This is a genomic window from Variovorax sp. CCNWLW186 (genome assembly GCF_037203865.1).
In the GTDB taxonomy this organism is placed as follows: domain Bacteria; phylum Pseudomonadota; class Gammaproteobacteria; order Burkholderiales; family Burkholderiaceae_C; genus Variovorax.
The window spans coordinates 79,468-101,265 of record NZ_JBBCBO010000012.1; the positions used below are offsets into that span (position 1 = coordinate 79,468).

Here is a 21,798-nt window from a genome sequence, read left to right on the forward strand (position 1 = left end):
AGGAATTTCGAGGCGAACTGGGCTTTTTTGTCTTTCCGCTCAGTCCCCGAACATCTTCTGCTTGAGTTCGCGGCGCTGCTGCGCTTCGAGCGACAGCGTGGCCGTGGGGCGGGCCAGCAGGCGGCCGACGCCGATGGGTTCGCCGGTTTCGTCGCAGTAGCCGTAGTCGCCGGCGTCGATGCGCTGGATCGACTGCTCGATCTTCTTGAGCAGCTTGCGCTCGCGGTCGCGCGTGCGCAGCTCGAGTGCGTGCTCTTCCTCGATGGTGGCGCGGTCGGCCGGATCGGGCACCACCACGGTGTCTTCGCGCAGGTGCTCGGTGGTTTCACCGGCGTTTTCGAGAATGCCGCGCTTGAGCTCGACCAGCTTCAGGCGGAAGAACGCCATCTGCTTTTCATTCATGTACTCGGAGTCGGGCATGGCGATGACTTCGGCGTCGGTCAACTCGGCAGCCGACTTGGCTTTCCAGTTGTTGGCGAGCTTCGGGTCTTTCTTGACCGCCACGGGAGGCGGCGGCACCAGCGCGTTGGAGGGCGCCTGCGAGAAGGAGGACTTGGCAGCGGTGGAAGCCACCGATTGCGGCATGGAAGGCACGGTCAGCTGCGACAGCCGGGACACGCGGCCACCTCGCGCGGGGGCGGGTGCGGCGGTCTGAGCGGGCATCGAAGGTGTCGCCGTGGCGGAAGAAGAGGCGGCAGCCGTTTTTTTCATTGGTATCGGAGGGGCAGAAGTAACGGCAGCAGTGCGGCCGACAGTTTTGGATGGCGGTAGACCCGCATCTGCAGTTTTGGTTGCACTCCTGGCCGGGGCGGATGCCTCCGGCGGCGCAGCAGACTTTGCAGGCTTGACGGGCTTCTTTGCAACGGTCGCGGCCTTGGCCGTTGGCGTTGCTGGCTTCTTTGGAGCGCTTTTTTCTTTCGTGGCCGGAGCTTTTGCAGCGGAAGAAATCTTTTTTGCCGCGGGTACAGCCGGCTTTGCAGCCACCGCTTTGGCGGCGGCGGACTTGGTTGCTGGCATTGCCTTGGCGGCGGGTTTCTTCACGGTGACTGGCTCCTTGAACGAACTGGAACGCGCTTTCACTGGGTGTCTCCTCCCAAGGGAACCACTGCGGGGTTGAGGCCCCGGGCTCCACATTGTCGGAGTGCTCGCAGCGACGAACCCCGGGGTTATACCCCCGAAAGCCCGCCAGAAACTTGCGGCGCCCCCTGCCGTAAGCCACATCTCGCTCTTAAAACGAAAGCGTGGCTGCCGGAACAGGCGCGCGATTGTATAGAGAACTCAAAACAGAAGGGAGATGTACCTGCAAACCGCTTACGTCCGTTAGCATCCCCAGCGTTGCCGGAGGGGGCAACAAGACCTGCCGAGCCCATCGGGCCCTGCGGATCGATCCGATCATTCATACAAAAGAGAAGAAATCTTGAGCAAAAAAGCAGTTTTGGGCACGCTGGCCGCAGCCATCGCCGTTGCCTATGGTGGCAGCACGTGGTGGGCGGGCTCCAAAGTCAAGTCCAGCTACGAAGCCGCCCTGGAGGAGTTGCCGAAGCAGACCGCGCTGGTGCGCGTGATCGATCGCAAATACGAAAGCGGATTCTTCGGTGCGGTCAGCACCGTGACCTTCGAGTTCGGTTGCGCCGCCGATACGGCCGCCGCGCAGGTGCCCGCTGTCGCCAAGCCCGCCGAGCCGGGCGAAGAGGACGACGAAGAAGCCGATGCCGAGAGCACGCCGTTCAAGCCCGTGCGCATTACCGTGCGCGACACCATTCGCCACGGCCCAATTGCCGGCGGCACGCTGGCCGCGGCCACCATCGACAGCGAACTGGTGCTCGACGTGAAGGCCCAGGCCGAAGCCGAAAAGCTCTTCGGCAAGGCCAAGCCCCTGACCGCCCACACCAAGGTGGCGTTCAACGGCGGCTACGCAACCGACCTGGCCGTCGCGCCCATCAAGCTGGCCGAAGAAGGCAAGGGACAGTTCACCTGGCAAGGCGCACAAATGCGCGCCGAGATGAACGGCGCCCGTACCCAGGTGAACTACAGCCTCGCAATGCCCGGCCTGGACCTGACCGACACGCGCACCGGCGTGACCCTGAAAATGGGCAAGCTGGCCGGCAAGGCCGACATGAACAAGAGCGAAGGCTGGATCCTGGCCACGGGCAAGACCGAAGCCCGGCTCGACAGCTTCGAGTTCTCGGCGCCCAAGGGCCTGGGCGCCAGCGGCAGCGGCAAGCCCCTGCCCGCCGTGCTGCTGCAGAACATCGACATGATTGCCGATGCCAACATCAAGGACGGGCTCTACGAATCGATCGGCACCATCAAGGGCACCGGCAAGGTCGGCGAAACGAAGATCGACAAGTTCGAGATGACCAGCGGCGGACGCCGCATTCACGCGGCCGGCTACAAGAAGCTGGCCGACGCCTGGATGCAGTCGGCCGCCATCAACGGCTGCGGCAAGGGCGGCGGCAAGGCCTCCCAGGCTGCCATGCAGGCGCTGATGGACCAGCTCGCCCCCGACCTCAAGGCCATGGCCAAGTACAACCCCGAGCTCGGGCTGGACAAGATGCTGGTCGAAATCGGCGGCAAGCGCGGCGAAATCAGCTACACGGCCGGCCTGGTCGGCGTGACCGACGAAGACCTGAAGGAACCCGGCATGGCGCTCCTGATGAAGCGCGGCGTGCTCAAGGCCAGCGTGCGGCTGCCGATGCAATGGCTGGAGCAGGTTGCCGCCACCGGCGCCGAAAGCGGCCAGCTGCCGCCGCCAGAAATGGTGGCGGGCCTGGTCGAGCAGGGCGAAGGCATGGGCTTCGTCAAGCGCGACGGCACCGACATCACGAGCCAGGTCGAATACAGCGAAGGCAACCTGAAGGTCAACGGCAAGCCGCTGGGCGGCATGGCCGGCAAGTAAGCTTCGGCTCAACTAAAAAAGGCGCTGCCCCTCGGGGCGGCGCCTTTTTTATTGGCTGGCCTCAGTGCCGGCAGCGCGCTGTCACACCAGGCACTGCTCGAGCCCCTGCTCCAGGATTTCGCGCGGCAGCTCGATGCCGATGAACACCATGCGGCTCTGGCGTGCTTCGTCCTTGCCCCACTCGGGGCCCAGGTCGCTGCCCATCAGCTGGTGCACGCCCTGGAAAATCACCTTGCGCTCGGTGCCCTTCATGCTCAGCACGCCCTTGTAGCGCAGCATGCGCGGGCCGTAGATATTGACGATGGCACCCAGAAAATCCTCCAGCTTGGCCGGGTCGAAAGGCCGGTCGGCCTTGTAGACGAAGCTCTTCACGTCGTCGTCCGTGTGGTGATGGTGGCCATGCCCTTCGTGCTTGTGCGAGGGGTGGTCGCAATGCTCGCCATGCGCGTGGTCATGGTCGTGATGGTCGTGGTCGTCTTCCTTCAGGAAGTCCGGATCGATGTCCAGCTTGGCGTTCAGGTTGAAGCCGCGCAGGTCGAAAATGTCTTTCAGCGGCACATCGCCGAAATGCGCCTTTTGCTGCGGCGCGCGCGGGTTCATGTGCTTCAGGCGGTGAATCAGCGCCTCGGTTTCCTCGGCCGATACCAGCTCGCTCTTGCTGATGAAGATCTGGTCGGCAAAGCCCACCTGGCGGCGCGCTTCCTGGCGATCGTTGAGCTGCTGCGGCGCATGCTTGGCATCGACCAGCGTCAAAATCGAGTCGAGCAAATAACTCTCGGCAATTTCGTCGTCCATGAAGAAGGTCTGCGCCACGGGGCCGGGGTCGGCCAGGCCGGTGGTCTCGATCACCACGCGGTCGAAGTCGAGCAGGCCCTGGCGCTTCTTGGCCGCCAGCAGTTGCAGGGCTTCCCGCAGGTCTTCGCGAATGGTGCAGCAGACGCAGCCGTTGCTCATCTGCACGATCTGCTCTTTCGATTCGGTCACGAGAATGTCGCTGTCGATGTTCTCTTCGCCGAACTCGTTCTCGATCACCGCAATCTTCTGGCCGTGGGCCTCCGTCAGGATGCGCTTGAGCAGCGTGGTCTTGCCCGAGCCTAGAAAGCCGGTGAGGATGGTGGCGGGAATAAGGGCCATGGTGTGCTCCGAAAGCGGAAAACTGGGAAGAAGAAAAACTGGAGAGGCAGTTTAGCCAATGCCACTCAGTTGCGTTGGCGCGGGGTCAAGCCGGCTTTTTCACCACCACCAGGCCCTTGAGGTATTCACCCTCCGGGAACTCGATGGTCATCGGGTGGTCGGGCGCCGCCCCCAGGCGTTCGCTGATGTAGCCGTCTACTTGCGCGTCGATACCCGCCGAAGCCACGATCTTGTGAAAAAGATCGGCACTGATGCCGCCCGAGCATGAAAAAGTCAGCAGCACGCCGCCGGGCTCCAGCAGCTTGAGCGCAAGGCGGTTGATGTCCTTGTAGGCGCGGGCCGCGCGATCGGCGTGGGCCGCGGTGGGCGCAAACTTGGGCGGGTCGAGCACGATGGCGTCGAAGGTGCGGCCCTGTTCGATGAACTCGCGCAGCACGGTGTTGACGTTGGCGTCCAGAAACTCGGCTTTCACGCCCGAACCCTCGCCGCCGAAGCCGTTCAGCGCCAGGTTGGCCCGCGCTTTTTCGAGCGCCGGCTGCGAAGAATCGACCGACACCAGCTCCGCGCCATCCATTGCGCCCGCGGCCTGCAGCCCCGCAAGCGCCGCCACGGTAAAGCCGCCGGTGTAGCAAAAGCAGTTGAGCACGCGCCTGAAGCGCCGGTGCTGCGCCAGCTCGGCAAACCGCTGGCGGCTGTCGCGCTGGTCGAGGTAGAAACCGGTCTTGTGGCCGGTCGCAATGTCGAGCGAAAGCTTCCAGCCATGCTCGCGAATCGTCATTTCGGTGACGCCCTCCCCGCGTAGCCAACCGGTGACGGGCTTCAGGCCCTCGCGCTCGCGCCCGCTGGCGTCGGAACGCTCGTAGAGCTTCTGCAGCCCGGTCGCCTCGAGCAGCGCGTCGGCAATGGCAGCCTTCCAGCGCTCGACGCCGGCCGACAGGAACTGCGCCACCAGCGTGTCTCCGTAGCGGTCGACGATGAGGCCAGGCAACCCATCGGCCTCGCCGTGGATCAGCCGCACACCGTCGCTCTGCAGGTCGAAAAGCCCTCTGGCGGCCACGGCGCGGGCGCACACCGAGGCCAGGAATGCGGCATCGATGCGCTGCGTTTCGACAAAGCTCCAGGCCCGCGCGCGGATCTTGGAAATCGGGCTGAACGCCGCCCACGCCAGGAAGGCGCCGTCATGCGATTCGACCCGCACCGTTTCGCCCGAATCGGCGCCGCCGCGGGCAATCGCGGATTCGAAGATCCAGGGGTGGCGGCGCTGCAGCGAGCGCTCTTTGCCGGGCTTGAGGCGGAGGGTTTTCATTTTTGGGTGTCGTCTTTTTTGGGCTTGGCCCGCGCACTTGCTTCGGCGCGGGCCTGTGTATCCGTGCTCTCGGGCCGGGCCTGCGCGCGCGGGTGGGCCGCGTCGTAGGCCTTGGCAAGGTGCTGAAAATCCAGCCGGGTATAGATCTGCGTGGTGGCAATGTTGGCGTGGCCCAGCAGCTCTTGCACGGCGCGCAGGTCGCTGCTCGACTGGAGCACGTGGCTCGCGAACGAATGCCGCAGCATGTGCGGATGCACCGGCGCCGCAAGTCCGGCCTTCAGGCTGCGCTCGCGCAGCAGCTTCCACACGGCATGCGAGGACATCCGCAGGCCCTTGCTGTTGATGAAAAGCGCCGCGGCGCCTCCCGGGTCCCGCAAGCCGGCCGTGGCCAGCGCCGGGCAATCGCCACGCACCGCGAGCCAGTCGCGCAGCGCCTCGGCCGCCTTGCTGCCCAGGGGCACGATGCGGCGCTTGCTGCCTTTGCCGAGCACGTTGGCTTCCATCGCGTCCAGGTCAACCCAGCCAAGGGCCGTGTTGCTGGCGCGCGTATCCAGGCCGGTGAGTTCGCTCACGCGCAGGCCGCAGCCGTAAAGCACTTCGACGATGGCGCCGTCGCGCGCCTCGGTCCAGGGATCGGCCTCGGGGTCGTAGGTTTCGGCGAGCCGCACCGCGTCGTCCACAGCCAGCGCCTTGGGCAACGGCCGCGCGGCCTTGGGCGCATGCACGTCCTGCACGGGGTTGAAGCCCACCAGCCCCTCGTTGCCGAGCCAGCGGTAGAAGCTGCGCCAGCAAGAAAGCACCAGCGCAATGCCGCGCGGCTCGCGGCCGGCGCTGTGCAACTGCGCCATCCAGCGCCGGATGTGCGCGGTTTGCACGCGGTCCAGCGCAAGCCCGGCCTCGGCGGCGTTGGCCGAGAGCGCCTGCAGGTGAATGGCGTAGAGCTCGACCGTGCGCGCCGCCAGCCGGCGCTCCACGCGCACGTGCTCCAGGTATTTTTCTACCCAGCGCGTGTCGGTCGTCTCAGTGGAGGTAGCCATTGAACGCATTGTTCACGACAGCCAAAGGCTCGCGCAATGCGCCCTTGAAAACCATGCCCCAGCGCTGCCAGCAGCGCGTGCTGGCAGCGGCGTACTGCACGTCGAAGTCCTTGTCGAATCCGGCGGCCCGCACCAGCCGCTCCACGCGCCACAGGTGGTAGGGCTCCGACACCACGATCACGCTGCGAATGCCCGCCGCCTGCAGCAGGGGGCGCGACAACGCAAGATTCAGCCGGGTGGAGGTGGAAGCCGGCTCCAGCAGCAGCGGGCCGGCATAGCCTTCGGCGCGCGCATGCTGCCGCATGACCTCGGCTTCGATGCGGCCGTCTTCCTTGTCGACACCGCCCGAGAGCACCAGCTGCTTCACACGGCCCGCGTTGGCCAGCGCAATGCCGGCGTCGACCCGACCCGTAAGGCACGGGTTGGGTTTGCCCCGCAGGTAGGCGCGATTGCCGAGGATCAGCGCGGCATCGGCCGCGCGCTGGGGCGGGTTGTCGAGCGTTTCGGCCGCGCGCCGCCAAATAATGGCCGCAATGGCCAGGTACGCGAGCAACCCGCCAAGCAGCACCGTCCACAGCACGGGCCGCACGGCCCGCCAGGACCGGTGCCGCCCGCTCAAGGCCGCAGCCGCGACAGCGCGCCCGAGGCCAGTTCGGCGATGCGCTCGAGAAAGTCGGTGCCCATTTCGGCGTTGAAGCGCTGTGCGTCCGGCGAGGCCAGCACCAAGAGGCCGAAGGCCGGCGACTCGGCATCGGGCCGCAGCGGAATCAGCGCAATCGACATGGCGCCGGCCGGCTCGGGCAGCCAGTTGGCCGCCTCGAAGCCCGAGTTGAGCCCGCAATAAGGCGAGGTGAGCGAGGTGGCCAGCGCCTTCACGTCGTCGCTCACCCACTGGGCGTAGGCCTCGTTGAGGTAGTCGGCGCCGCAATCCCACACCTTGATGGCGGTTTGCGGCACCAAAAACAGCGATTGCAGGTCGACCGCAATGCGGTACGGCAGGCTGCGCGGGTCGCGCGTGGTCAAGAGGCCCTTGGTCCAGCGCTGCAGGCGGTCGGCAATAACGACGTTTTCAGTGCCGTGGCGCACCATGTCCATCAGGCGATGCTCCAGCGCCTTGATCTTTTCGCGCAGCATCTCGGCCTGGCGCTCCTGCAGGCTCACGGCGCGGTTGCCGTGCGGGCTGGTGAGCTGCACCTGCGCCAGCAGCTGTGCGTGGCGCTCGAAAAAGTCGGGCGTGTTCGCCAGGTAGTTGGCGATGTCGTCTTCGGTGATCGGGTTCATGGCGTCGTCTTTGTTGTTTCTGAAGTTGGTCATGGCAGCTCGGGCACCTCGATGTCTCCCTCGAAAACCGTGGTGGCCGGCCCGGTCATGAGCACCGGGTTGCCTTCGCCCTCCCAGCCGATGGTGAGCACGCCGCCGTGCGTTTGCACGTCGACCCGGCTGTCGAGCAGGCCCAGCCGGATGCCCGCCACCACCGCCGCGCACGCCCCGGTGCCGCAGGCCAGTGTTTCGCCGGCGCCGCGCTCGAACACCCGCAGCTTGACGTTCGTGCGGTCGATCACCTGCATGAAGCCGGCATTCACCCGCTGCGGAAAGCGCGGGTGGTGCTCGATTTGCGGGCCCTGCCGCTCCACTGGCGCCGTGTCGACGTTGTCGACCACCTGCACCGCATGCGGGTTGCCCATTGACAGCACAGCCACCGAAACAATGGCCGAATCGGCATGCGTGCCAAGTGCCAGGTGCCAGGTGTGCCAAGCGCCCGTGGGCTGCGGGTCGAGCCCCGCGGTGTCGAAGGGCACGCGGGCCGGCTCGAAAATGGGCGGGCCCATGTCCACAGTGACGCGGCCGTCCTCGCTCATGCGCGGCTCGATGATGCCGGCCAGCGTTTCGACGCGCACCGTGTCCTTGTCGGTCAGCTGGTGCTCCCGCACAAAGCGCATGAAGCAGCGCGCGCCGTTGCCGCACTGCTCCACCTCGCCGCCGTCGGCGTTGTGGATCACGTACTGAAAGTCGATGTCTTTGCCCGCGTCCTTGGAGGGGCGCCGCACCGTAAGGATCTGGTCGGCGCCCACGCCGAAGTGGCGGTCGGCCAGAAAGCGGTATTGCGCGGCCGTGAGGCCCAGCGTGCCGCGGGTTTCGTCGAGCACGACAAAATCGTTGCCGGCTCCCTGCATCTTGGTAAAGCGGATTCGCATCCGTCGATTATCCGCCCCTGGCGTGGCGCAGCTTGTCCAAAGCCCTGTCCAGAAACGCCAACCGGTCTTGCCCCCAGAAGCGCTCGCCGTTCAGGATGAACGTGGGCGCGCCGAACACGCCGGCCTCTATGGCGTCGGCGCTGTTGGCGCGGTAGATCGCAAGGGTTTCGGCCGCCTGCTCCAGCGCCTGCAGCGAGGCGCCGTCGTAGCCGTTCTCATCGGCCACCGCGATGCGCACCGCCGCTTCGGAGGTGTCGCGCTCTTCCGCCCACAGCGCGCGCAGCAGCGCATGCGAGAGCGGCTGCGCGTCGAGGCCCTTCAGCTGGGCGGCGATCACCATCCAGCCCGGGTACTTGTTCCAGTTGGGGTCGACCGGAGCGCCCTTGGGGTAGTACGCCGGCTCCAGGTTGAGCGGCATGCCCAGGTAGTCGCGCCAGCGCGCCAGTTCGAGCGCGTGGTACGTGCGCCGCGGCTCGGGCCGGGTCTTCAGCGGAATGCCGCCGGTTTGCGGCACCACCGCCTGAAAGTCGTAGGGCTTGAGCGTGAGTCGCACATGGTGGCGGCGCACGATGTCTTGCAGCTGAGGGCCGCCCAGGTAGGCCCAGGGCGAGGAAAGGCTGTAGTAGCAGTCCAGCGCGATGGGCGCAGCGGAGGAAGTGGAGGTGCTGGTCTTCGTCGTCATCGGCGGATTATTGGGTCAACATCAGGTCAACGCCCCTCAGCCGCAGCGCGCGGCAACCACCAGGCCTTGCGGGTCAAGGTCGACATTGAGCCGCGCCGGGTCCGCCAGCGCCGGCAACGGCGTGCCGGCCGCCGCGGATCGGGCCGACTTGGAGCCGGTGCGGGTGCGCATTTCTTCAAGCAGTGGCGCGGTGAGCGGCCGGCCGAGCGCGTAGCGTGCCTGCGCGGCCTGGCAGGCTTCTTCGGCCGGCAGGGTCACGAAGCTCGGCGGCGGCGGCGCCTCGGAGGTGAGCGGGCGGAATTCAGGCTGCGCCTGGCAGCCGGCGATGAACAGCGATGCCGCGCAAAGGGCTGCCGCCATGGCGCCGCGCGCCCGCGTGGAAGAGATGAAACCGGTTTGCTGAGGCATGGGCATGGTGTGTGTCGCTTCTTTCAACGGATCGTATCGCCGGGGTGGTCAAATCCACCCGCAATGATCAACCTGAATCGTTTCGATCTCATCTCTCTGCGACTTTTTGTCGCAGTTGTCGATGGCGGAAGCCTGACCGCGGGCGCGGACCGATTCGGCGTTTCGCTCCCGGCGGCAAGCAAGCGCATTACCGAGCTTGAGCAGCATTGCGGCATGGCGCTGCTCCAGCGCGGCCAGCGCGGCGTACCGCCACGCCCGAAGGTCAGACCCTGCACCGGCACGCCATCGAGGTGATTGCGCGGCTCGAACAGCTGGTGCAGGCCGTCGACGATCTTCAATCGGGCGCCACCGGCCACCTGCGGCTGTGCGCCAACCCCTCCGCTTTCGGCGGCTTTTTGCCCAGCGTGCTGGCCGAGTACGCGCGGCGCTATCCGCAGGTGGTGATCGACATGGAAGACGCCTTGAGCGAAGACGGCATTCGCGCCGTGCTCAAGGGCACGGCGGAGCTGGCGGTGATTGGCGACAACGTGCCGCACGAAGGCCTGGAAACCATCGTCTGCAACGTCGACCAGCTGGTGCTGCTGGTGCCGGCGGGCCACGCGCTCGCCGGCCAGCAGAACGCCTCCATCGTGAACGTGCTCGACCATGACCTGGTCACCCTGGCACGCAGCGCATCGCTCACGCGCAAGGTGATGGCGGCGGCCGACGCGGTCAAGCGCACACCGCGCATCCGGGTGCAGGTGCGCAGCTTCGATTCGATGTGCCGCATGGTCTCGTTCGGGCTTGGCGTCGCCATCTTGCCGCGCGCGGCAGCCGCGCTCTATGCCCAGGCCCTGGGCCTTGTGCAGGTCGGCCTTGAAGGCATCGAAATGGAACGCGTGCTGCTGCTGGCCATGCGCAGCCGCCTGGAACTCTCCGCTCCGGCGGCCGCCCTGGTCGAAATGATCGAAGAAAGCACCGCTGCATTCAGCGGAGCACGGCACTCTCCGAAGCCAGCCGGATAAGCCGGTCGCGGTCCGCCGGCAGAAGAAAGCCCTGCGCGAACGCCTTCTCGGCGGCGCCTCGCACGGCGGCCACGTAGCCCTCGTGGCTGCCGTAGCGCTCCTCGAGCGACAGGCGCGGATCGCCACTGGCAGCTCGCTCGGCGCGCGTGCGCGCGAACGGCACGTAGCCGCCGACGTAGTTGCACACCTGGCCTCGATGGAACCCCTCTGCGGTGACGTTGAAGCCCAGGTAAGTGCCGAGCGGCGCCATCACCAGCACCGTGGGAACGCCGTCGATCTCGTTGCCGTCGGCATCGACCTTCGGCACTTTCATCGGGATCACCTTCTTGATGACCGGCGGCACGTGGGTGGGCGCGCCGGAGGCTTCCGCATGATTGAATTGCGGCCCCCAGTCGTAGTCGAACACCGGAAAGGCAAAGTTCTCCGGCAGGAAGATCGAGTCCGGAATGCCGGGCACCCCGCTCGGAAAGCCCATCGCTTTCTTGTTGGCATCGACCAGCGTCTTGCCCGCAAGCGTGGGCCAGCGGCTGGGCGGCGGGGGCGTTCCGTTCAGCACCCAGTCGCGCATGGCCAGGCGCAGCACGTTGGTAATTTCAGTGTGCGGCACCGGGTTTGCCGCCAGCGTCCCGCGGCCGAAGTTGTTGCCGGGGCAGCTCGGGCCGGTGCTGGCCGCGCCCGTGGCCGCGGGCATGTGCGTGAACCCGCCCACGCCGCCGCCGTGGTGGGAGCTCGGCACGTAGTAGCGCCGAACGTTGCGCGGCAGCGGAATGTCCGCATCGCCCGCCGTGCCGATCCACTCTGGCGTGAGCTTCAATGCGTACACCTCCGCCGACCCGAAATGCTCGATCACCTTCGGGCAGGTGTCGTTGGCGTCGCAACGCGAAAAGATGCTGCCGGTCGGTTGCTTGCGCACCGGGTCTGGCCACTCCACCCACCACTGCGGGCCTTCGCTGCCCTGCTGGTACAGCTCCAGCACGCCGTCCGGCTGGGCCCAGCGCGAGTTGGCCGCCACCCGGCGGCCCGCGATGATCGGCCAGGCCCCGTCGTACACCTTGCGATTGCGCTCGTCCTGGTTCAGGCCCATGAAGATGAACTGCCGCACCATGTTTCCGGACTGCGAGACACCCCGCACCGCCGTGCCCTTAACCAGCCCGGCCACCGGGTTGCGCGTGCCGAAGTCATCGGCCGCCTCGTAGCGAAAGAATGTGCCAACGTCGCGAAACGCCGCCATGCCCACGCCCAATACATAGGCGTTTTGCGCCGGGTACACCACTTGGTACAGCAGGTTGGCGTCGAAGCCGTTGCGCAGGCAGATGTGCACCGGCAGGTTGCCGGGCGCATTGGCCGGGTTGATGTCGATCGGCGTGCCGGGAAACGGATTGCCCGCATCGCACTTGGCAAAGGCCCAATCGCCCGCCGCAATGGCCGGCCCTTCGGTGACGACGCCGTCGACCGTTTCCTTGATGTGCGTCTTCAGTGTTGCCTTGGCCGTGTCCAGCGTGGCCGGAAGGTAGGGCACGGGGTTGGTCTGCACCATCAGCGGCTGCGAGGCTGCGCCGCTGCGGTTGACGATGCGCCCGAACACCTTGCCTGTGACCGCCACGCCGTTCACTTTGGCAATAGGCGCCGCCACCCAGTGATTGGTGCCCTCCGCCCGGTTGGCGGGAATGCCCGTGTTGCCCGCGTTGTCCGCCTGCCAGCCGCTGCGCAGGCCAATGTCGCCCAGCTCGCGCTCGTCCACAACAATGGTGCCCGCGCCGCCGCGGTTGGGCACGTCGTGCCACAGAAAGCCGCTTGCACGGTTCATGTCGACCGGCTTCACCAGATGGAACGTGGTCTCGTACCGCACCTTGCCATCCGCGTCTGCGCCCAGCTTGATGTCGGTGATGACGCTGTTGTGCGGATCGTTCGGGTCGAGCTCGCCGAAGGCACGGCCGCGAATCTGCTCATACGGAATCGACTGCGCCGCAAGAGGCGCGACGCTGTCGATCACGATGCGGGTGACGCGGGCGTTCGCGGGCGCGGCAGTAACAACGATGGCCGCTGCGGCTGCTTTCGCCGCCGTGAACCAGTGCAGACGCAACTGGCGCCCGATCGGGCTGTTGGGGTGCATGCTGTCTCCTGTCTCTTTTTTGTACGGATCCAACGCCGGTGTCAGCGCTTCGCATCCTCACAATTCGCGCGCAGGCCGACAATTCGCGTCTTGTTTAGCCGGTCTTAACCGATGGTTAAGGAGCCGTCCCGCATTGCTCATTGCATCAGCCCGTCGATGGCCATCGCGCATTGCACTCGTCCACTTGCGACGGGATAGCTGCCACAGCCTTGTTATCAAAACGAGGTTTGCGTCGAGCCGCGCCGACGCAGATTGCTGGACTACCTGATGTGGAGTTGTTCGATGAGATAAGCGACGCCGTCAATGGGGCGAGGCGCTGGGTCTACTTGGTTGTGCCCTCCATGCCCGATGCAAGCTGAGCATGAGGTCCCGCCAATACGCTCTGAAGTCGCACGTGGTCCACCCTTCCATCCTTCCTTGCGAGGAACGTCATTCACTTCATCATCTCGGGCCTTTCGGGACTACAGCACTTGTCGCTCGACTACTACGAAGGCCGTGATCTCGGCCAGGAACGTCTTTGCGTGGGCCATCGTCGCCTTCCCAGCCTCGGAGCCGAACGCCGCCTCCAGCGTCTCAACATCCTCGAACCAGAGCTCGACGATGCCGTCGATTGGGAAATCGTCGTAGCCACATGGTTTCCCCTTCACCACCTCACGGGAGATTACAACGTTCTGCCTGTATGCGCTGACGCCCGGCATCTTGCGGACCAGATCACCGTGGACCTTCCATTCGCGGCGAAACGCCTCCTCGCTGAGATCGCCGCGACGCTTCAAGATCGACATGCGCTTCAAGACGCGAGCACGGGCTTGCGGCTCAGGCAAGTCGATGACCACACGTTGCTCGGCGGTCACTATGTGAAGGCCCCCTAGGAAGTGATCCTCGTCCGCCATGAGGTCTGCCGCGAGCTCACTGTCGTTGAACGCGTGGTCCGCCTTGCCGACGTCGTCGAACCAAAGCTGCGAGAACCCATCGAAGTCCCACGGGCCCCGCGGGAAATCAATGCCCCGTTGCAAGCGCTCGGTCACGGGGTTTTGCCAGTACTCCCGCAAACCTGGCGCTCTCCTGGCAAGCTCTCCGTGGTGGCCCTGCCAGTATTCGTTGAATCTTTCCGTGGACCAATCGGACTTCTTGCGGATCAGGCCCATTCTTACGTTCATATCGGTTGCTCCTGGTTGGCGGTGGGTTCAATGAGTTCGGCCGCAGCTTGCTCGCGGGCGCGGGCGAGGCCCGGCGCGCGCTTGGCAAGCCAGACGCCGTGCCGCATTGGCCAGCGCTTGTATTCGGGGTCGACGCCCAAGGTGACGGCAGCATGGTGTGGCCAATACGGATCGAAGAGAGCTTCGCGACCCAGGGCAATCAGATCTGCCTTTCCGTCGGCGAGCACCGCTTCAGCCTGGCGCGCATCGACGATCATCCCGACGGCTTGTGTCTTGATCTCCGCCTCCCGCCGGATCCGCTCTGAGAAAGGAACCTGGAAGCCAAGTCCCCGCGGCACCGGCAGCGCGCGGGTTTCTTCGGTGAGGCCACCGGAGGAGCAGTCGATGACGTCGACGCCGCAACGTGCGAGTTCGCGCGACAGGACGATCGAGTCCTCGAGACTCCAGCCATCCACGCTGCCGTCCACCGCCGAAAGCCGGCAGAAGAGAGGCTTGCCTTCGGGCCAGGCAGCACGAACCTTGCGCGCTATTTCAAGCGCGAGACGCATGCGTCCCTCGAGGCTGCCGCCCCATTCGTCATTACGGTGGTTCGAATTGGGCGAGAGGAAGCTCGCAACCAGATAGCCATGGCCGAAATGGAGCTCCACCACATCGAAGCCCGCCTGTTCCGCGCGCAAGGTCGCATCGACGAAGGCCTGCACCACGTCTGCAATGCCAGCAGAGTCCAGCGCAACCGGCGCAGACCAGCCGGGTCCTGCCGGCAGCGCACTCGGCCCGAGACGTTGCCAAGGCTGCGGATCCGACGCGAGGCGTTGCTCGGACAGCGCTGCGCCCCCTTCCCACAGTGGCTGGCTTCCCGACTTGCGACCCGCGTGGGCCAGCTGAACGCCGATAGCACCGGCGTTGGAATGGACGAAGTCGACGACGCCTTTCAACGGTTCGATCTGGCTGTCATCCCAAAGGCCCAGATCCGCCGTTCCAATGCGTCCTCGAGGATCGACGGCGGTACTTTCGGTGAGGATGAGTCCAGCACCGCCGAGAGCGAATTTCCCAAGGTGGACCATATGCCACGGAGTCGCACGTCCGGATTCGGCCGCATGCTGACACATTGGCGAGATGACGATTCGATTGTTGAGAACGAGCCCGCGAAGCCGAAGTGGCTGGAAAAGAAGTGGGGCGCTGGACGTCATACGAAGCCTGTCAGTTAAGGGGCGACGACTGGAGTGGTCGCGGGTTGCCGAGTACCCAGATAGGTATCGCGCATCGCGGCGCGCGCCGACCTGGCGTCAGCGCGAGACAATGCAGATATCGGTGCTTGCTCTTGCGAGCGAAGGCGTCAACCTTCCAGGGTCTTCCACATCTCGACGTCCCGCTCGGCGGTCCAGATGCGCGGATCGGTGTACTGGGTGACCTCGTCGTAGCACCGTGTGACGTCAAACGGCATGCAGTGGTCAAAGATCACCCAGTGGCCATATTTGGGCTTCATGGCAGCGAACGTGTCCTTGTAGACGGCGTTCAGGTCCTTGCCGGCATCGACACCCTTCTGAACATTGGAGTACACGTCCGAAATGAAATCGCGTGTTTCGCTGAGGCCCTTCGAAACTTCCTCGGGCGTGGTCAGCGCGGCACCGCGGCCGGGCACCAGCGCCTTTGGCTTGAGCGCAGCGACGTTCTCCAGCGTCTTGGGCCAATCCTTGAAGTAGGCATCGCCGGCATAGGGTGTTGCACCGAACTCGACCAGATCTCCCGACAGCAAAGCGCCCTCGCCAGGGAGCCACACAACCGTGTCGCCCTTCGTGTGACCGCGGCCGAGTTGCAGCAGCTGTACCTCTAGCTTGCCCAGCCACAGCGTCATCTTTCCGGTGAAGGTCATGGTGGGCCAAGTCATTCCAGGTGGCACCGTCTCGACACCTGCGAACAGACGCGGGAAGCGGCCGATCTCGCTGGCCTTGTCCTGCTCGCCACGCTCCACAATGAGGTCGTACGTGTCCTGGCTCGCAACGATGTGTTCCGCGCCGTAGGCGCTGGCACCGAGCACACGCACCGCGTGGTAGTGAGTCAGCACGACGTACCTGATTGGCTTGTCAGTCACTTCTCGAATGCGACGAATGACATCGGCCGCCATGGCCGGCGTGGCCTGGGTGTCAGCAACCAGCACGGCGTCGTCTCCGATGATGATGCCGGTGTTCGGGTCGCCTTCGGCCGTGTATGCCCAAGCGTGCTCGGAGATCTGGCTGAAGGTGACATTCTTTTCTTCCAAATCAGCCTGGCTCGCGAACTTTTTTGTTTCGGTCATGGGTACTCCCTGTATGGATTGGGTGAATGGATCAGTGCGAACCGAGATAGGCCGCCTTGACCTTGGGATCGTCAAGGAGTGCGCGACCGGTACCCTCCGCGGTGATGTGCCCTGTTTCGAGTACATAGGCCCGATCAGCAACGCCGAGCGCTTGCTTGGCCATCTGTTCGACCAGCAGGATGGTCAGGCCGGCCTCGCGCAGTTGGCGAATCGCATTGAAGATGTCCTTGATGATCAAGGGTGCGAGGCCGAGCGAGGGTTCATCCAGCAGCAATAAACGGGGGTCGCTCATCAATGCGCGGGAAATTGCCAGCATCTGCTGCTCACCGCCGGACAGGGTTCCAGACAACTGGTCCTGGCGCTCCCGGAGTCGCGGAAACCGTTTGAACTCGCGCTCAATGGAGGCTGCCGTGGCGGCAGGGTCGCTCCTTCGCAAATAAGCACCCAGCATCAGGTTTTCTCGCACGGTCTGATCGGCGAATACGCCTCGGCCCTCCGGGGACATCGCGACTCCAAGGGCCACACGCTGATGTGACGCAACATTCGTGATGTCCTTGCCATCGAGAAGGATGCAACCTGCGCTGACCGGCTCCAAGCCGCAGATGCTTTTGAGCAAGGTGCTTTTGCCAGCGCCATTGGCGCCAATGATGGTCACCACTTCGCCCTTGCGCACTTCGATGCTCACGCCCTTGACCGCCTGAATGGCGCCGTAAGCAACCTTGATTGATTCGAGTTTCAGCATATTTGACCTTCCGGTTCAGGCTGCCGCGAACGCTTCTTTGGGCTCATCGACGCCAAGATAGGCCTCGACAACCCGGGGGTTGGCCTGCACTTCCGCGGGCTTTCCCTCGGCGATCTTGATGCCGTAGTCGAGCACGATGACGTGGTCGGAAATCGACATGACAAGATCCATGTGATGCTCGACCATCAAGATGCTCACACCGCATTTGCCGATCCGAAGCAGCAACTGCCCGAGCTCGGCAGTTTCCTGCGGGTTGAGACCGGCAGCAGGTTCATCGAGCAAAAGGAGTTGCGGTTCGGTCGCCAGCGCCCTCGCGAGCTCGACGCGACGTTGCAAGCCGTAGGGCAGGCTTCCAGCAGGTTGGTGCGCCAGATGCAGCAGGCCCACCAGACTCAGCAACTGCAAGGCGCGCGCCCGCGTCGCAGCCTCTTGCTTCTTCGCGCTCGGCAAGTGGAACAGGGAAGCAAAGAAGCCGTTCGTCATACGGCTGTGACGACCGAGCATGACGTTGTCGAGCACCGACAGTTCAGCGAAGAGACGCAGGTTCTGGAAGGTGCGGCCCATCCCCATGCAGCAGATCGAGTGCACCGGCTGGCCGGAGACTTCCTGGCCAAGGAACCGGATCGAGCCTTCGGTCGGGTCAATCAGGCCAGTCAGCATGTTGATCATCGTGCTCTTGCCGGCCCCGTTCGGCCCGATCAGCGCGTGGATATGCCCGCGCTGCAGCCGGAACGAGACGTTCTGGGCTGGCTTGACGCCGCCGAAGTTCTTGGTGACTCCTTGCACCACCAGCAGCTCCCCTTGGCCCGCGAGGCCGATGTGCGTGGGTGCGGCATCAGCGTTCGACAGTTCAGGTTTTTCAATCGACCGTCTGAACCACTTCGACAACAGGCCGGTCACGCCCCCTGGCATCACATAGAGCGCAAACAGCAGCAAGAAGCCATACAGGAAATGCTGCGCCGATGGCCAGCGCGCCAAGGCGGCATCGACCGCCGTCAGGATGACGGTGCCGACCAGCGGTCCATACTGGGATCCCGCCCCGCCGAACAACACCAGAAGCAGGATGAAGATCGACAGATGGAAGGTGATGAAGTCAGAGTTGATGTACTGGTTCTGTTGGGCGACCAGCGCACCAGCGATGCCGCACGTAACAGCGGCAACGACGAAGGCGATGACCTTGGCGCGATAGACCCGGACACCCACCGATGAAGAAGCAATCTCGTCAGCCTGCAACGAAAGCAGTGCACGGCCGAAGCGACCCTGCAGAAGGTTGCGCAACAAGAGGTGAGTCAAAACGCACAGGCCAATGCCAAGCCAGACCCATTGCAACGAGGTCAATGGCTGCCCGTCCCAGGTCAGGGCCTTGATGCCATAGATACCTTGCGCGCCGCCGAACACCTCGGTCCATTCGCCCACGAGCTTTTCCACAACAATGCCGAACGCCAGCGTCACCATGGCGAGGTAAGGTCCCTTTACTCGCAGCGATGGCAAAGCGATGAGGATGCCGCAGACCGCAGATATGCCGGCTGCCATCACCAGCGCGAGCCATGGATTCAATTCGGTACGCGTCGTCAGCAGTGCAACCGCATAGGCTCCTGCAGCGAAGAGCCCAGCCTGGCCCAGCGACTTCTGCCCTGCATAGCCCACCAGCACGTTCATGCCGGCAGCGCAGAGGTAGTAGACGCACATCATGAAGACGATGCGCAGGTAGTAGTCGTTTCCGAACAGGGACGTGATGCCGATCAGCGCGGCGGCGGCGAGCAGTACGCCTGCAAGATGTCGAGTGCGCTTCATACCTTCTCCACCAGCTTCTTGCCGAACAAGCCTGTCGGGCGGAAAGCCAGGACGAGAATCACGAGGCCGAAGACGGCTACCTCACGCCACTGCGCTTGCCACAGATTCACCAACGACTCGAACACACCGAGAACGAAGCCGCCGATCACACAGCCGCGCGGGTTGCTCAGGCCTCCGATCATTGCGCCAGAGAATCCCTTCAGGCCGACGGTGAGGCCCATGAAGAGCGACGCCTGGGCAATCGGCGCGAGCAGGAAGCCAGACAGCCCTGCGAGCGCCGAACTGATCACAAAGGCGCCGATCATCACGGCGTTGGTGTTGATGCCCATGAGACTGGCAACGTTGCCGTTCGCCGCCACTGCACGCATGGCTTTTCCCACCATGGTCCGGTTCATGACGAAGTCAAAGCCGATCATGATGACCACGGCGACCGCCAGCGTCAGAAGCTCCTGGGGACGAACGCCAATTCCGAAGAGGCGGATCACCTCATCACCCACCGGACCGGGTACCACCACGGGTTTGGGACCCCAGATGGCCAAGCCGATACTCTGCAAGATGACTCCGAAGCCCAGGGTGCTCATGACCCAGGCCATGCCCGGGCGTCCTGCAAAAGGGCGCACACCAACCGCGTAGAGGAGCCAACCGAGAAGGCCCATGATACCGAGCGCTGCCGCTAGAGCAAGAAGCTGGGCTCCAGCGCCTGGCAGTGCCTGCCCAAAGGTGGTCGAGGTCACAGGAAGTCCCAGGACCAGGAAGAGCGCGCTCATGCCGATGAATGCACCTGCCGACACGAACTCGCCATGCGAGAAGTTCAGTGTCTTGGTCGTCGTGAAAGTGATGCTGAAACCCAGCGCGACCAACGCGTAGGCACCGCCCACGGCCAAGCCACTGAGAATCGCTTGTAAGAGCGCCCCAACCATAGTTGCCTCCGAGATGATTGCCCGGGCCGCGGATTCGGCCCGGATACGCAAGTCGCGTTACTGCTTGAAGTCCGCGCCGGCCAGTGAGCCGACGATCGAGTCTGTGTACGGCATCAGCTTGCCGTCCTTCCAGCGAATCCACACCAGGTCCTTGGCCGTCAAGGCCTCGTGGTTGGTCTTGCTGAAGGGCTTGTCGTAGGTCTTGAGAACGCCTTGGACCGGCGTCTTCAGATCTTCGAGTGCGACACGCACGGCAGGGCCGTCAAAACTGTTGGCCTGCTTCGCTGCGGCGGCATAGAGCATGACCGAGTCGTAGCCGTGCAGCGCAAAGGAGAAGGAGCCCGGCGCCTTCAGCTTCGAGCCAACGCGGTCGAACAGCTTCTGTTGGGCTGGCGTACGGGTCTCGCTGACGGTGCGCATGAAGATCGGCCTTTCGGCCAACGTCTTGCCTGCTGCGTCATAGAACGTGATGTTGTCTGCGGCCCACGAGGTCAGTACCAGGGGGAAGTAGTTGATCTTCTCCATGCTGCGTACCAGTTGAGCGATGGGGGTTCCCTGCGCCCAGACCACCACCGTGTCCACGCCCGCAGACTTCATCTTGCTCAGCTGGGAAGTCATGTCCGTATCGCCAACGCCGAATCGCTCCGTCGCCGCGATCTTGATGCCCTGGGATTTGGCAATCTCTTCCATGTCCTTCAGGCCGCCCTGGCCGTATCCGGTCGTCTCGGCCATGAAGCCGACGACCTTCGACTTGTCCGTGTTCTTCTTGACATACGCCATCAGCGCGGCGACCTGCTCGCGGTCCACCATCGAAACGCGGAACATGTAGTTGTCGGCCCCCTGGCTCATCGGCTTCGTGATGTCAGTGCCCGAGCCCACGTTGCCGATGACTGGAATCTTCTTCTGGTTGGCGATGTGCTTCCAGGCCATGGCATTGCCGGAGTTGGTCGGACCGAACACGGCGGCGACCTTTTCGTTATCGACGAGCTCGCTCATGTTCTGGATCGACTTCGGTGGTGCCGAAGTGTCGTCGCGAGTGATGAGCGTCAACTTCTTGCCAAGGACGCCGCCCGCAGCATTGATGTCGGCGATCGCCGCTTCCATCCCTAACACTGCTGCTTGGCCGCTTTGCGCCGAGGGAGAGGCCGACAAATCGCCGTTGTAGCCCAATTTGATATCTTGAGCCATTGCGACCGTTGCAGCAACAAGGCTCGCGGCAAGTACGGCCCGCTTCAGGAACTTAGGAATGCTCATAGCTGTCTCCGGATTTATCGAACTCAGTGAGTTCAGGGTTGTGAACAAGGAAGGAATAAGCCTGCGAATCAGGAAGCGAGGAAGCCGCCATCAATGGGAAGAGTCACGCCTGTCACGTAGGAAGCCATGCGCGATGCCAGGAACACCACGGGGCCGACCAGTTCCTCGGGCTGCCCCACGCGCCCCATCGGCGTGCGCAGCATGAACTTGTCGAGGCGATCTGGCGCTTCCCGCGTGAACGATGTCATGGGCGTCTCGATGACACCTGGTGCAATCGCGTTCACACGGACACCGTCTTTCGCCAGTTCGACCGCGAGCGCTTGCGTCATGAGCTTGACCGCGCCCTTGGAGGGGGAGTACCCCACGACGTTCGGAATTCCGGTGCTCGAAGCGATGGACCCGACGTTGATGATCACGCCCTTGGTTTCCTTCAGCGAATCCAACCACGCGTGCGTTGGAAGGAACGTGCCCATCACATTCACAGTCAGCGTGCGCTCGAGGTTCGAAGCCACTCTCGGACTGTCCAACCCTTCGCGGATGATGATGCCGGCGTTATTCACCAGGATGTCGATGTTTCCTACTTCGCTCGCGACTGTGAGCGCCAGTGCTTGGCAAGCCTCCCTCGAAGTCACGTCCAGCTTGTATGCGACGGCCTGGCCGCCTGCAGCATTGATCTCGGCAGCAACTGCTGTGGCGTTCTCTTCATTCAGATCGGTTACGACGACTTTGGCGCCCGCTTTCGCGAGACCCTTTGCGATCGCCTTGCCATTGCCTTGGCCTGCGCCAGTCACAAGAGCGATGCGCCCGTTCAGAACCTGTGGTGCCATGAGTTCGGAGATTTCCATATATGCGTCCTG

The 21,798-nt window shown here is 64.1% G+C and carries 22 protein-coding genes; 4 read left to right on the top strand and 18 right to left on the bottom strand.

The window, feature by feature from the left end; translation table 11 throughout:
• Positions 1-39: 39 nt before the first annotated feature.
• Entirely contained in the window at positions 40-663 is a 624-nt protein-coding gene (gene dksA / locus V9K97_RS16105; protein WP_012746056.1) for an RNA polymerase-binding protein DksA, read from the bottom strand.
• Between the two features lie 13 nt (positions 664-676).
• Here dksA and V9K97_RS27300 point away from each other — a divergent pair, with 13 nt between their 5' ends.
• Positions 677-1,117, top strand: a complete 441-nt coding sequence (locus V9K97_RS27300; RefSeq protein WP_443303475.1) for a hypothetical protein — start codon at positions 677-679, stop codon at positions 1,115-1,117.
• A gap of 300 nt (positions 1,118-1,417) precedes the next feature.
• Positions 1,418-2,899 (top strand): YdgA family protein, encoded by a 1,482-nt coding sequence (locus V9K97_RS16110; RefSeq protein ID WP_337319220.1) that lies wholly within the window; start codon positions 1,418-1,420, stop codon positions 2,897-2,899.
• An 81-nt stretch (positions 2,900-2,980) separates the two neighbouring features.
• On the opposite strand, the gene V9K97_RS16115 is transcribed toward V9K97_RS16110, so the two are convergent.
• The 8 genes from V9K97_RS16115 to V9K97_RS16150 form a co-directional block, all read right to left on the bottom strand.
• Positions 2,981-4,033: a CobW family GTP-binding protein gene (locus V9K97_RS16115; RefSeq protein WP_157612035.1), complete on the bottom strand. Its 1,053-nt coding sequence runs from the start codon at positions 4,031-4,033 to the stop codon at positions 2,981-2,983.
• 85 nt (positions 4,034-4,118) lie between these two features.
• On the bottom strand, positions 4,119-5,339 hold the full coding sequence (locus tag V9K97_RS16120) for a class I SAM-dependent rRNA methyltransferase (RefSeq protein WP_337319222.1): 1,221 nt from the start codon (positions 5,337-5,339) through the stop codon (positions 4,119-4,121).
• Positions 5,336-6,376, bottom strand: a complete 1,041-nt coding sequence (locus V9K97_RS16125) for a tyrosine recombinase XerC (protein WP_337319224.1) — start codon at positions 6,374-6,376, stop codon at positions 5,336-5,338. Before V9K97_RS16125 ends, V9K97_RS16120 begins: the two co-directional genes overlap by 4 nt.
• Positions 6,360-6,965, bottom strand: coding sequence for a YdcF family protein (locus V9K97_RS16130; RefSeq protein ID WP_337297395.1), 606 nt, complete (start codon positions 6,963-6,965; stop codon positions 6,360-6,362). Before V9K97_RS16130 ends, V9K97_RS16125 begins: the two co-directional genes overlap by 17 nt.
• A gap of 26 nt (positions 6,966-6,991) precedes the next feature.
• On the bottom strand, positions 6,992-7,690 hold the full coding sequence (locus tag V9K97_RS16135) for a DUF484 family protein (RefSeq protein WP_157612032.1): 699 nt from the start codon (positions 7,688-7,690) through the stop codon (positions 6,992-6,994).
• On the bottom strand, positions 7,687-8,571 hold the full coding sequence (gene dapF, locus V9K97_RS16140) for a diaminopimelate epimerase (protein ID WP_337319226.1): 885 nt from the start codon (positions 8,569-8,571) through the stop codon (positions 7,687-7,689). The genes V9K97_RS16135 and dapF overlap by 4 nt, the downstream gene beginning before the upstream one ends.
• A 7-nt stretch (positions 8,572-8,578) precedes the next feature.
• Positions 8,579-9,253 (bottom strand): 2-hydroxychromene-2-carboxylate isomerase, encoded by a 675-nt coding sequence (locus V9K97_RS16145; protein ID WP_337319228.1) that lies wholly within the window; start codon positions 9,251-9,253, stop codon positions 8,579-8,581.
• 36 nt (positions 9,254-9,289) lie between these two features.
• Positions 9,290-9,667, bottom strand: coding sequence for an I78 family peptidase inhibitor (locus V9K97_RS16150; RefSeq protein WP_337319230.1), 378 nt, complete (start codon positions 9,665-9,667; stop codon positions 9,290-9,292).
• 57 nt (positions 9,668-9,724) lie between these two features.
• On the opposite strand from V9K97_RS16150, the gene V9K97_RS16155 reads away from it, so the two are divergent.
• Together V9K97_RS16155 and V9K97_RS16160 are read left to right on the top strand one after the other, a co-directional pair.
• Positions 9,725-9,955, top strand: a complete 231-nt coding sequence (locus V9K97_RS16155; RefSeq protein ID WP_337319232.1) for a helix-turn-helix domain-containing protein — start codon at positions 9,725-9,727, stop codon at positions 9,953-9,955.
• Entirely contained in the window at positions 9,952-10,665 is a 714-nt protein-coding gene (locus V9K97_RS16160; RefSeq protein WP_337319234.1) for a LysR substrate-binding domain-containing protein, read from the top strand. Before V9K97_RS16155 ends, V9K97_RS16160 begins: the two co-directional genes overlap by 4 nt.
• Here the strand turns inward: V9K97_RS16160 and V9K97_RS16165 are convergent.
• The 9 genes from V9K97_RS16165 to V9K97_RS16205 all read right to left on the bottom strand — a co-directional run bounded on the left by V9K97_RS16165 (position 10,628) and on the right by V9K97_RS16205 (position 21,786).
• The gene (locus V9K97_RS16165; protein ID WP_337319236.1) at positions 10,628-12,778 is read right to left on the bottom strand and encodes an alpha/beta hydrolase domain-containing protein; all 2,151 of its coding nucleotides are present in this window, start codon (positions 12,776-12,778) and stop codon (positions 10,628-10,630) included. The genes V9K97_RS16160 and V9K97_RS16165 overlap by 38 nt on opposite strands.
• Before the next feature lie 461 nt (positions 12,779-13,239).
• Positions 13,240-13,935 carry an EthD domain-containing protein gene (locus V9K97_RS16170; protein ID WP_337319238.1) on the bottom strand — a complete coding sequence of 232 codons (696 nt, stop codon included), beginning with the start codon at positions 13,933-13,935 and terminating at the stop codon, positions 13,240-13,242.
• Positions 13,932-15,125: an NADH:flavin oxidoreductase/NADH oxidase gene (locus V9K97_RS16175; protein ID WP_337319240.1), complete on the bottom strand. Its 1,194-nt coding sequence runs from the start codon at positions 15,123-15,125 to the stop codon at positions 13,932-13,934. Before V9K97_RS16175 ends, V9K97_RS16170 begins: the two co-directional genes overlap by 4 nt.
• A 146-nt stretch (positions 15,126-15,271) precedes the next feature.
• Positions 15,272-16,231, bottom strand: a complete 960-nt coding sequence (locus tag V9K97_RS16180) for an MBL fold metallo-hydrolase (RefSeq protein WP_337319242.1) — start codon at positions 16,229-16,231, stop codon at positions 15,272-15,274.
• A 31-nt stretch (positions 16,232-16,262) separates the two neighbouring features.
• Positions 16,263-16,973 (bottom strand): ABC transporter ATP-binding protein, encoded by a 711-nt coding sequence (locus tag V9K97_RS16185; RefSeq protein WP_337319244.1) that lies wholly within the window; start codon positions 16,971-16,973, stop codon positions 16,263-16,265.
• Positions 16,974-16,988: 15 nt separating this feature from the next.
• On the bottom strand, positions 16,989-18,767 hold the full coding sequence (locus tag V9K97_RS16190; protein WP_337319246.1) for a branched-chain amino acid ABC transporter ATP-binding protein/permease: 1,779 nt from the start codon (positions 18,765-18,767) through the stop codon (positions 16,989-16,991).
• Positions 18,764-19,687, bottom strand: a complete 924-nt coding sequence (locus tag V9K97_RS16195) for a branched-chain amino acid ABC transporter permease (protein ID WP_337319248.1) — start codon at positions 19,685-19,687, stop codon at positions 18,764-18,766. The genes V9K97_RS16190 and V9K97_RS16195 overlap by 4 nt, the downstream gene beginning before the upstream one ends.
• Positions 19,688-19,744: 57 nt before the next feature.
• The gene (locus V9K97_RS16200; RefSeq protein ID WP_337319250.1) at positions 19,745-20,941 is read right to left on the bottom strand and encodes an ABC transporter substrate-binding protein; all 1,197 of its coding nucleotides are present in this window, start codon (positions 20,939-20,941) and stop codon (positions 19,745-19,747) included.
• A 68-nt stretch (positions 20,942-21,009) separates the two neighbouring features.
• A complete protein-coding gene (locus V9K97_RS16205; protein ID WP_337319252.1) occupies positions 21,010-21,786 on the bottom strand; it encodes an SDR family NAD(P)-dependent oxidoreductase in 777 nt (258 codons plus the stop codon).
• Positions 21,787-21,798: the final 12 nt, after the last annotated feature.

Coding starts and splice junctions, on each gene's coding strand:
- dksA (WP_012746056.1), bottom strand. CDS start 663: ATGCCCGCTCAGACCGCCGCACCCGCCCCCGCGCGAGGTGGCCGCGTG.
- V9K97_RS16115 (WP_157612035.1), bottom strand. CDS start 4,033: ATGGCCCTTATTCCCGCCACCATCCTCACCGGCTTTCTAGGCTCGGGC.
- V9K97_RS16120 (WP_337319222.1), bottom strand. CDS start 5,339: ATGAAAACCCTCCGCCTCAAGCCCGGCAAAGAGCGCTCGCTGCAGCGC.
- V9K97_RS16125 (WP_337319224.1), bottom strand. CDS start 6,376: ATGGCTACCTCCACTGAGACGACCGACACGCGCTGGGTAGAAAAATAC.
- V9K97_RS16135 (WP_157612032.1), bottom strand. CDS start 7,690: ATGACCAACTTCAGAAACAACAAAGACGACGCCATGAACCCGATCACC.
- dapF (WP_337319226.1), bottom strand. CDS start 8,571: ATGCGAATCCGCTTTACCAAGATGCAGGGAGCCGGCAACGATTTTGTC.
- V9K97_RS16145 (WP_337319228.1), bottom strand. CDS start 9,253: ATGACGACGAAGACCAGCACCTCCACTTCCTCCGCTGCGCCCATCGCG.
- V9K97_RS16150 (WP_337319230.1), bottom strand. CDS start 9,667: ATGCCCATGCCTCAGCAAACCGGTTTCATCTCTTCCACGCGGGCGCGC.
- V9K97_RS16155 (WP_337319232.1), top strand. CDS start 9,725: ATGATCAACCTGAATCGTTTCGATCTCATCTCTCTGCGACTTTTTGTC.
- V9K97_RS16165 (WP_337319236.1), bottom strand. CDS start 12,778: ATGCACCCCAACAGCCCGATCGGGCGCCAGTTGCGTCTGCACTGGTTC.
- V9K97_RS16170 (WP_337319238.1), bottom strand. CDS start 13,935: ATGAACGTAAGAATGGGCCTGATCCGCAAGAAGTCCGATTGGTCCACG.
- V9K97_RS16175 (WP_337319240.1), bottom strand. CDS start 15,125: ATGACGTCCAGCGCCCCACTTCTTTTCCAGCCACTTCGGCTTCGCGGG.
- V9K97_RS16180 (WP_337319242.1), bottom strand. CDS start 16,231: ATGACCGAAACAAAAAAGTTCGCGAGCCAGGCTGATTTGGAAGAAAAG.
- V9K97_RS16185 (WP_337319244.1), bottom strand. CDS start 16,973: ATGCTGAAACTCGAATCAATCAAGGTTGCTTACGGCGCCATTCAGGCG.
- V9K97_RS16190 (WP_337319246.1), bottom strand. CDS start 18,767: ATGAAGCGCACTCGACATCTTGCAGGCGTACTGCTCGCCGCCGCCGCG.
- V9K97_RS16195 (WP_337319248.1), bottom strand. CDS start 19,687: ATGGTTGGGGCGCTCTTACAAGCGATTCTCAGTGGCTTGGCCGTGGGC.
- V9K97_RS16200 (WP_337319250.1), bottom strand. CDS start 20,941: ATGAGCATTCCTAAGTTCCTGAAGCGGGCCGTACTTGCCGCGAGCCTT.
- V9K97_RS16205 (WP_337319252.1), bottom strand. CDS start 21,786: ATGGAAATCTCCGAACTCATGGCACCACAGGTTCTGAACGGGCGCATC.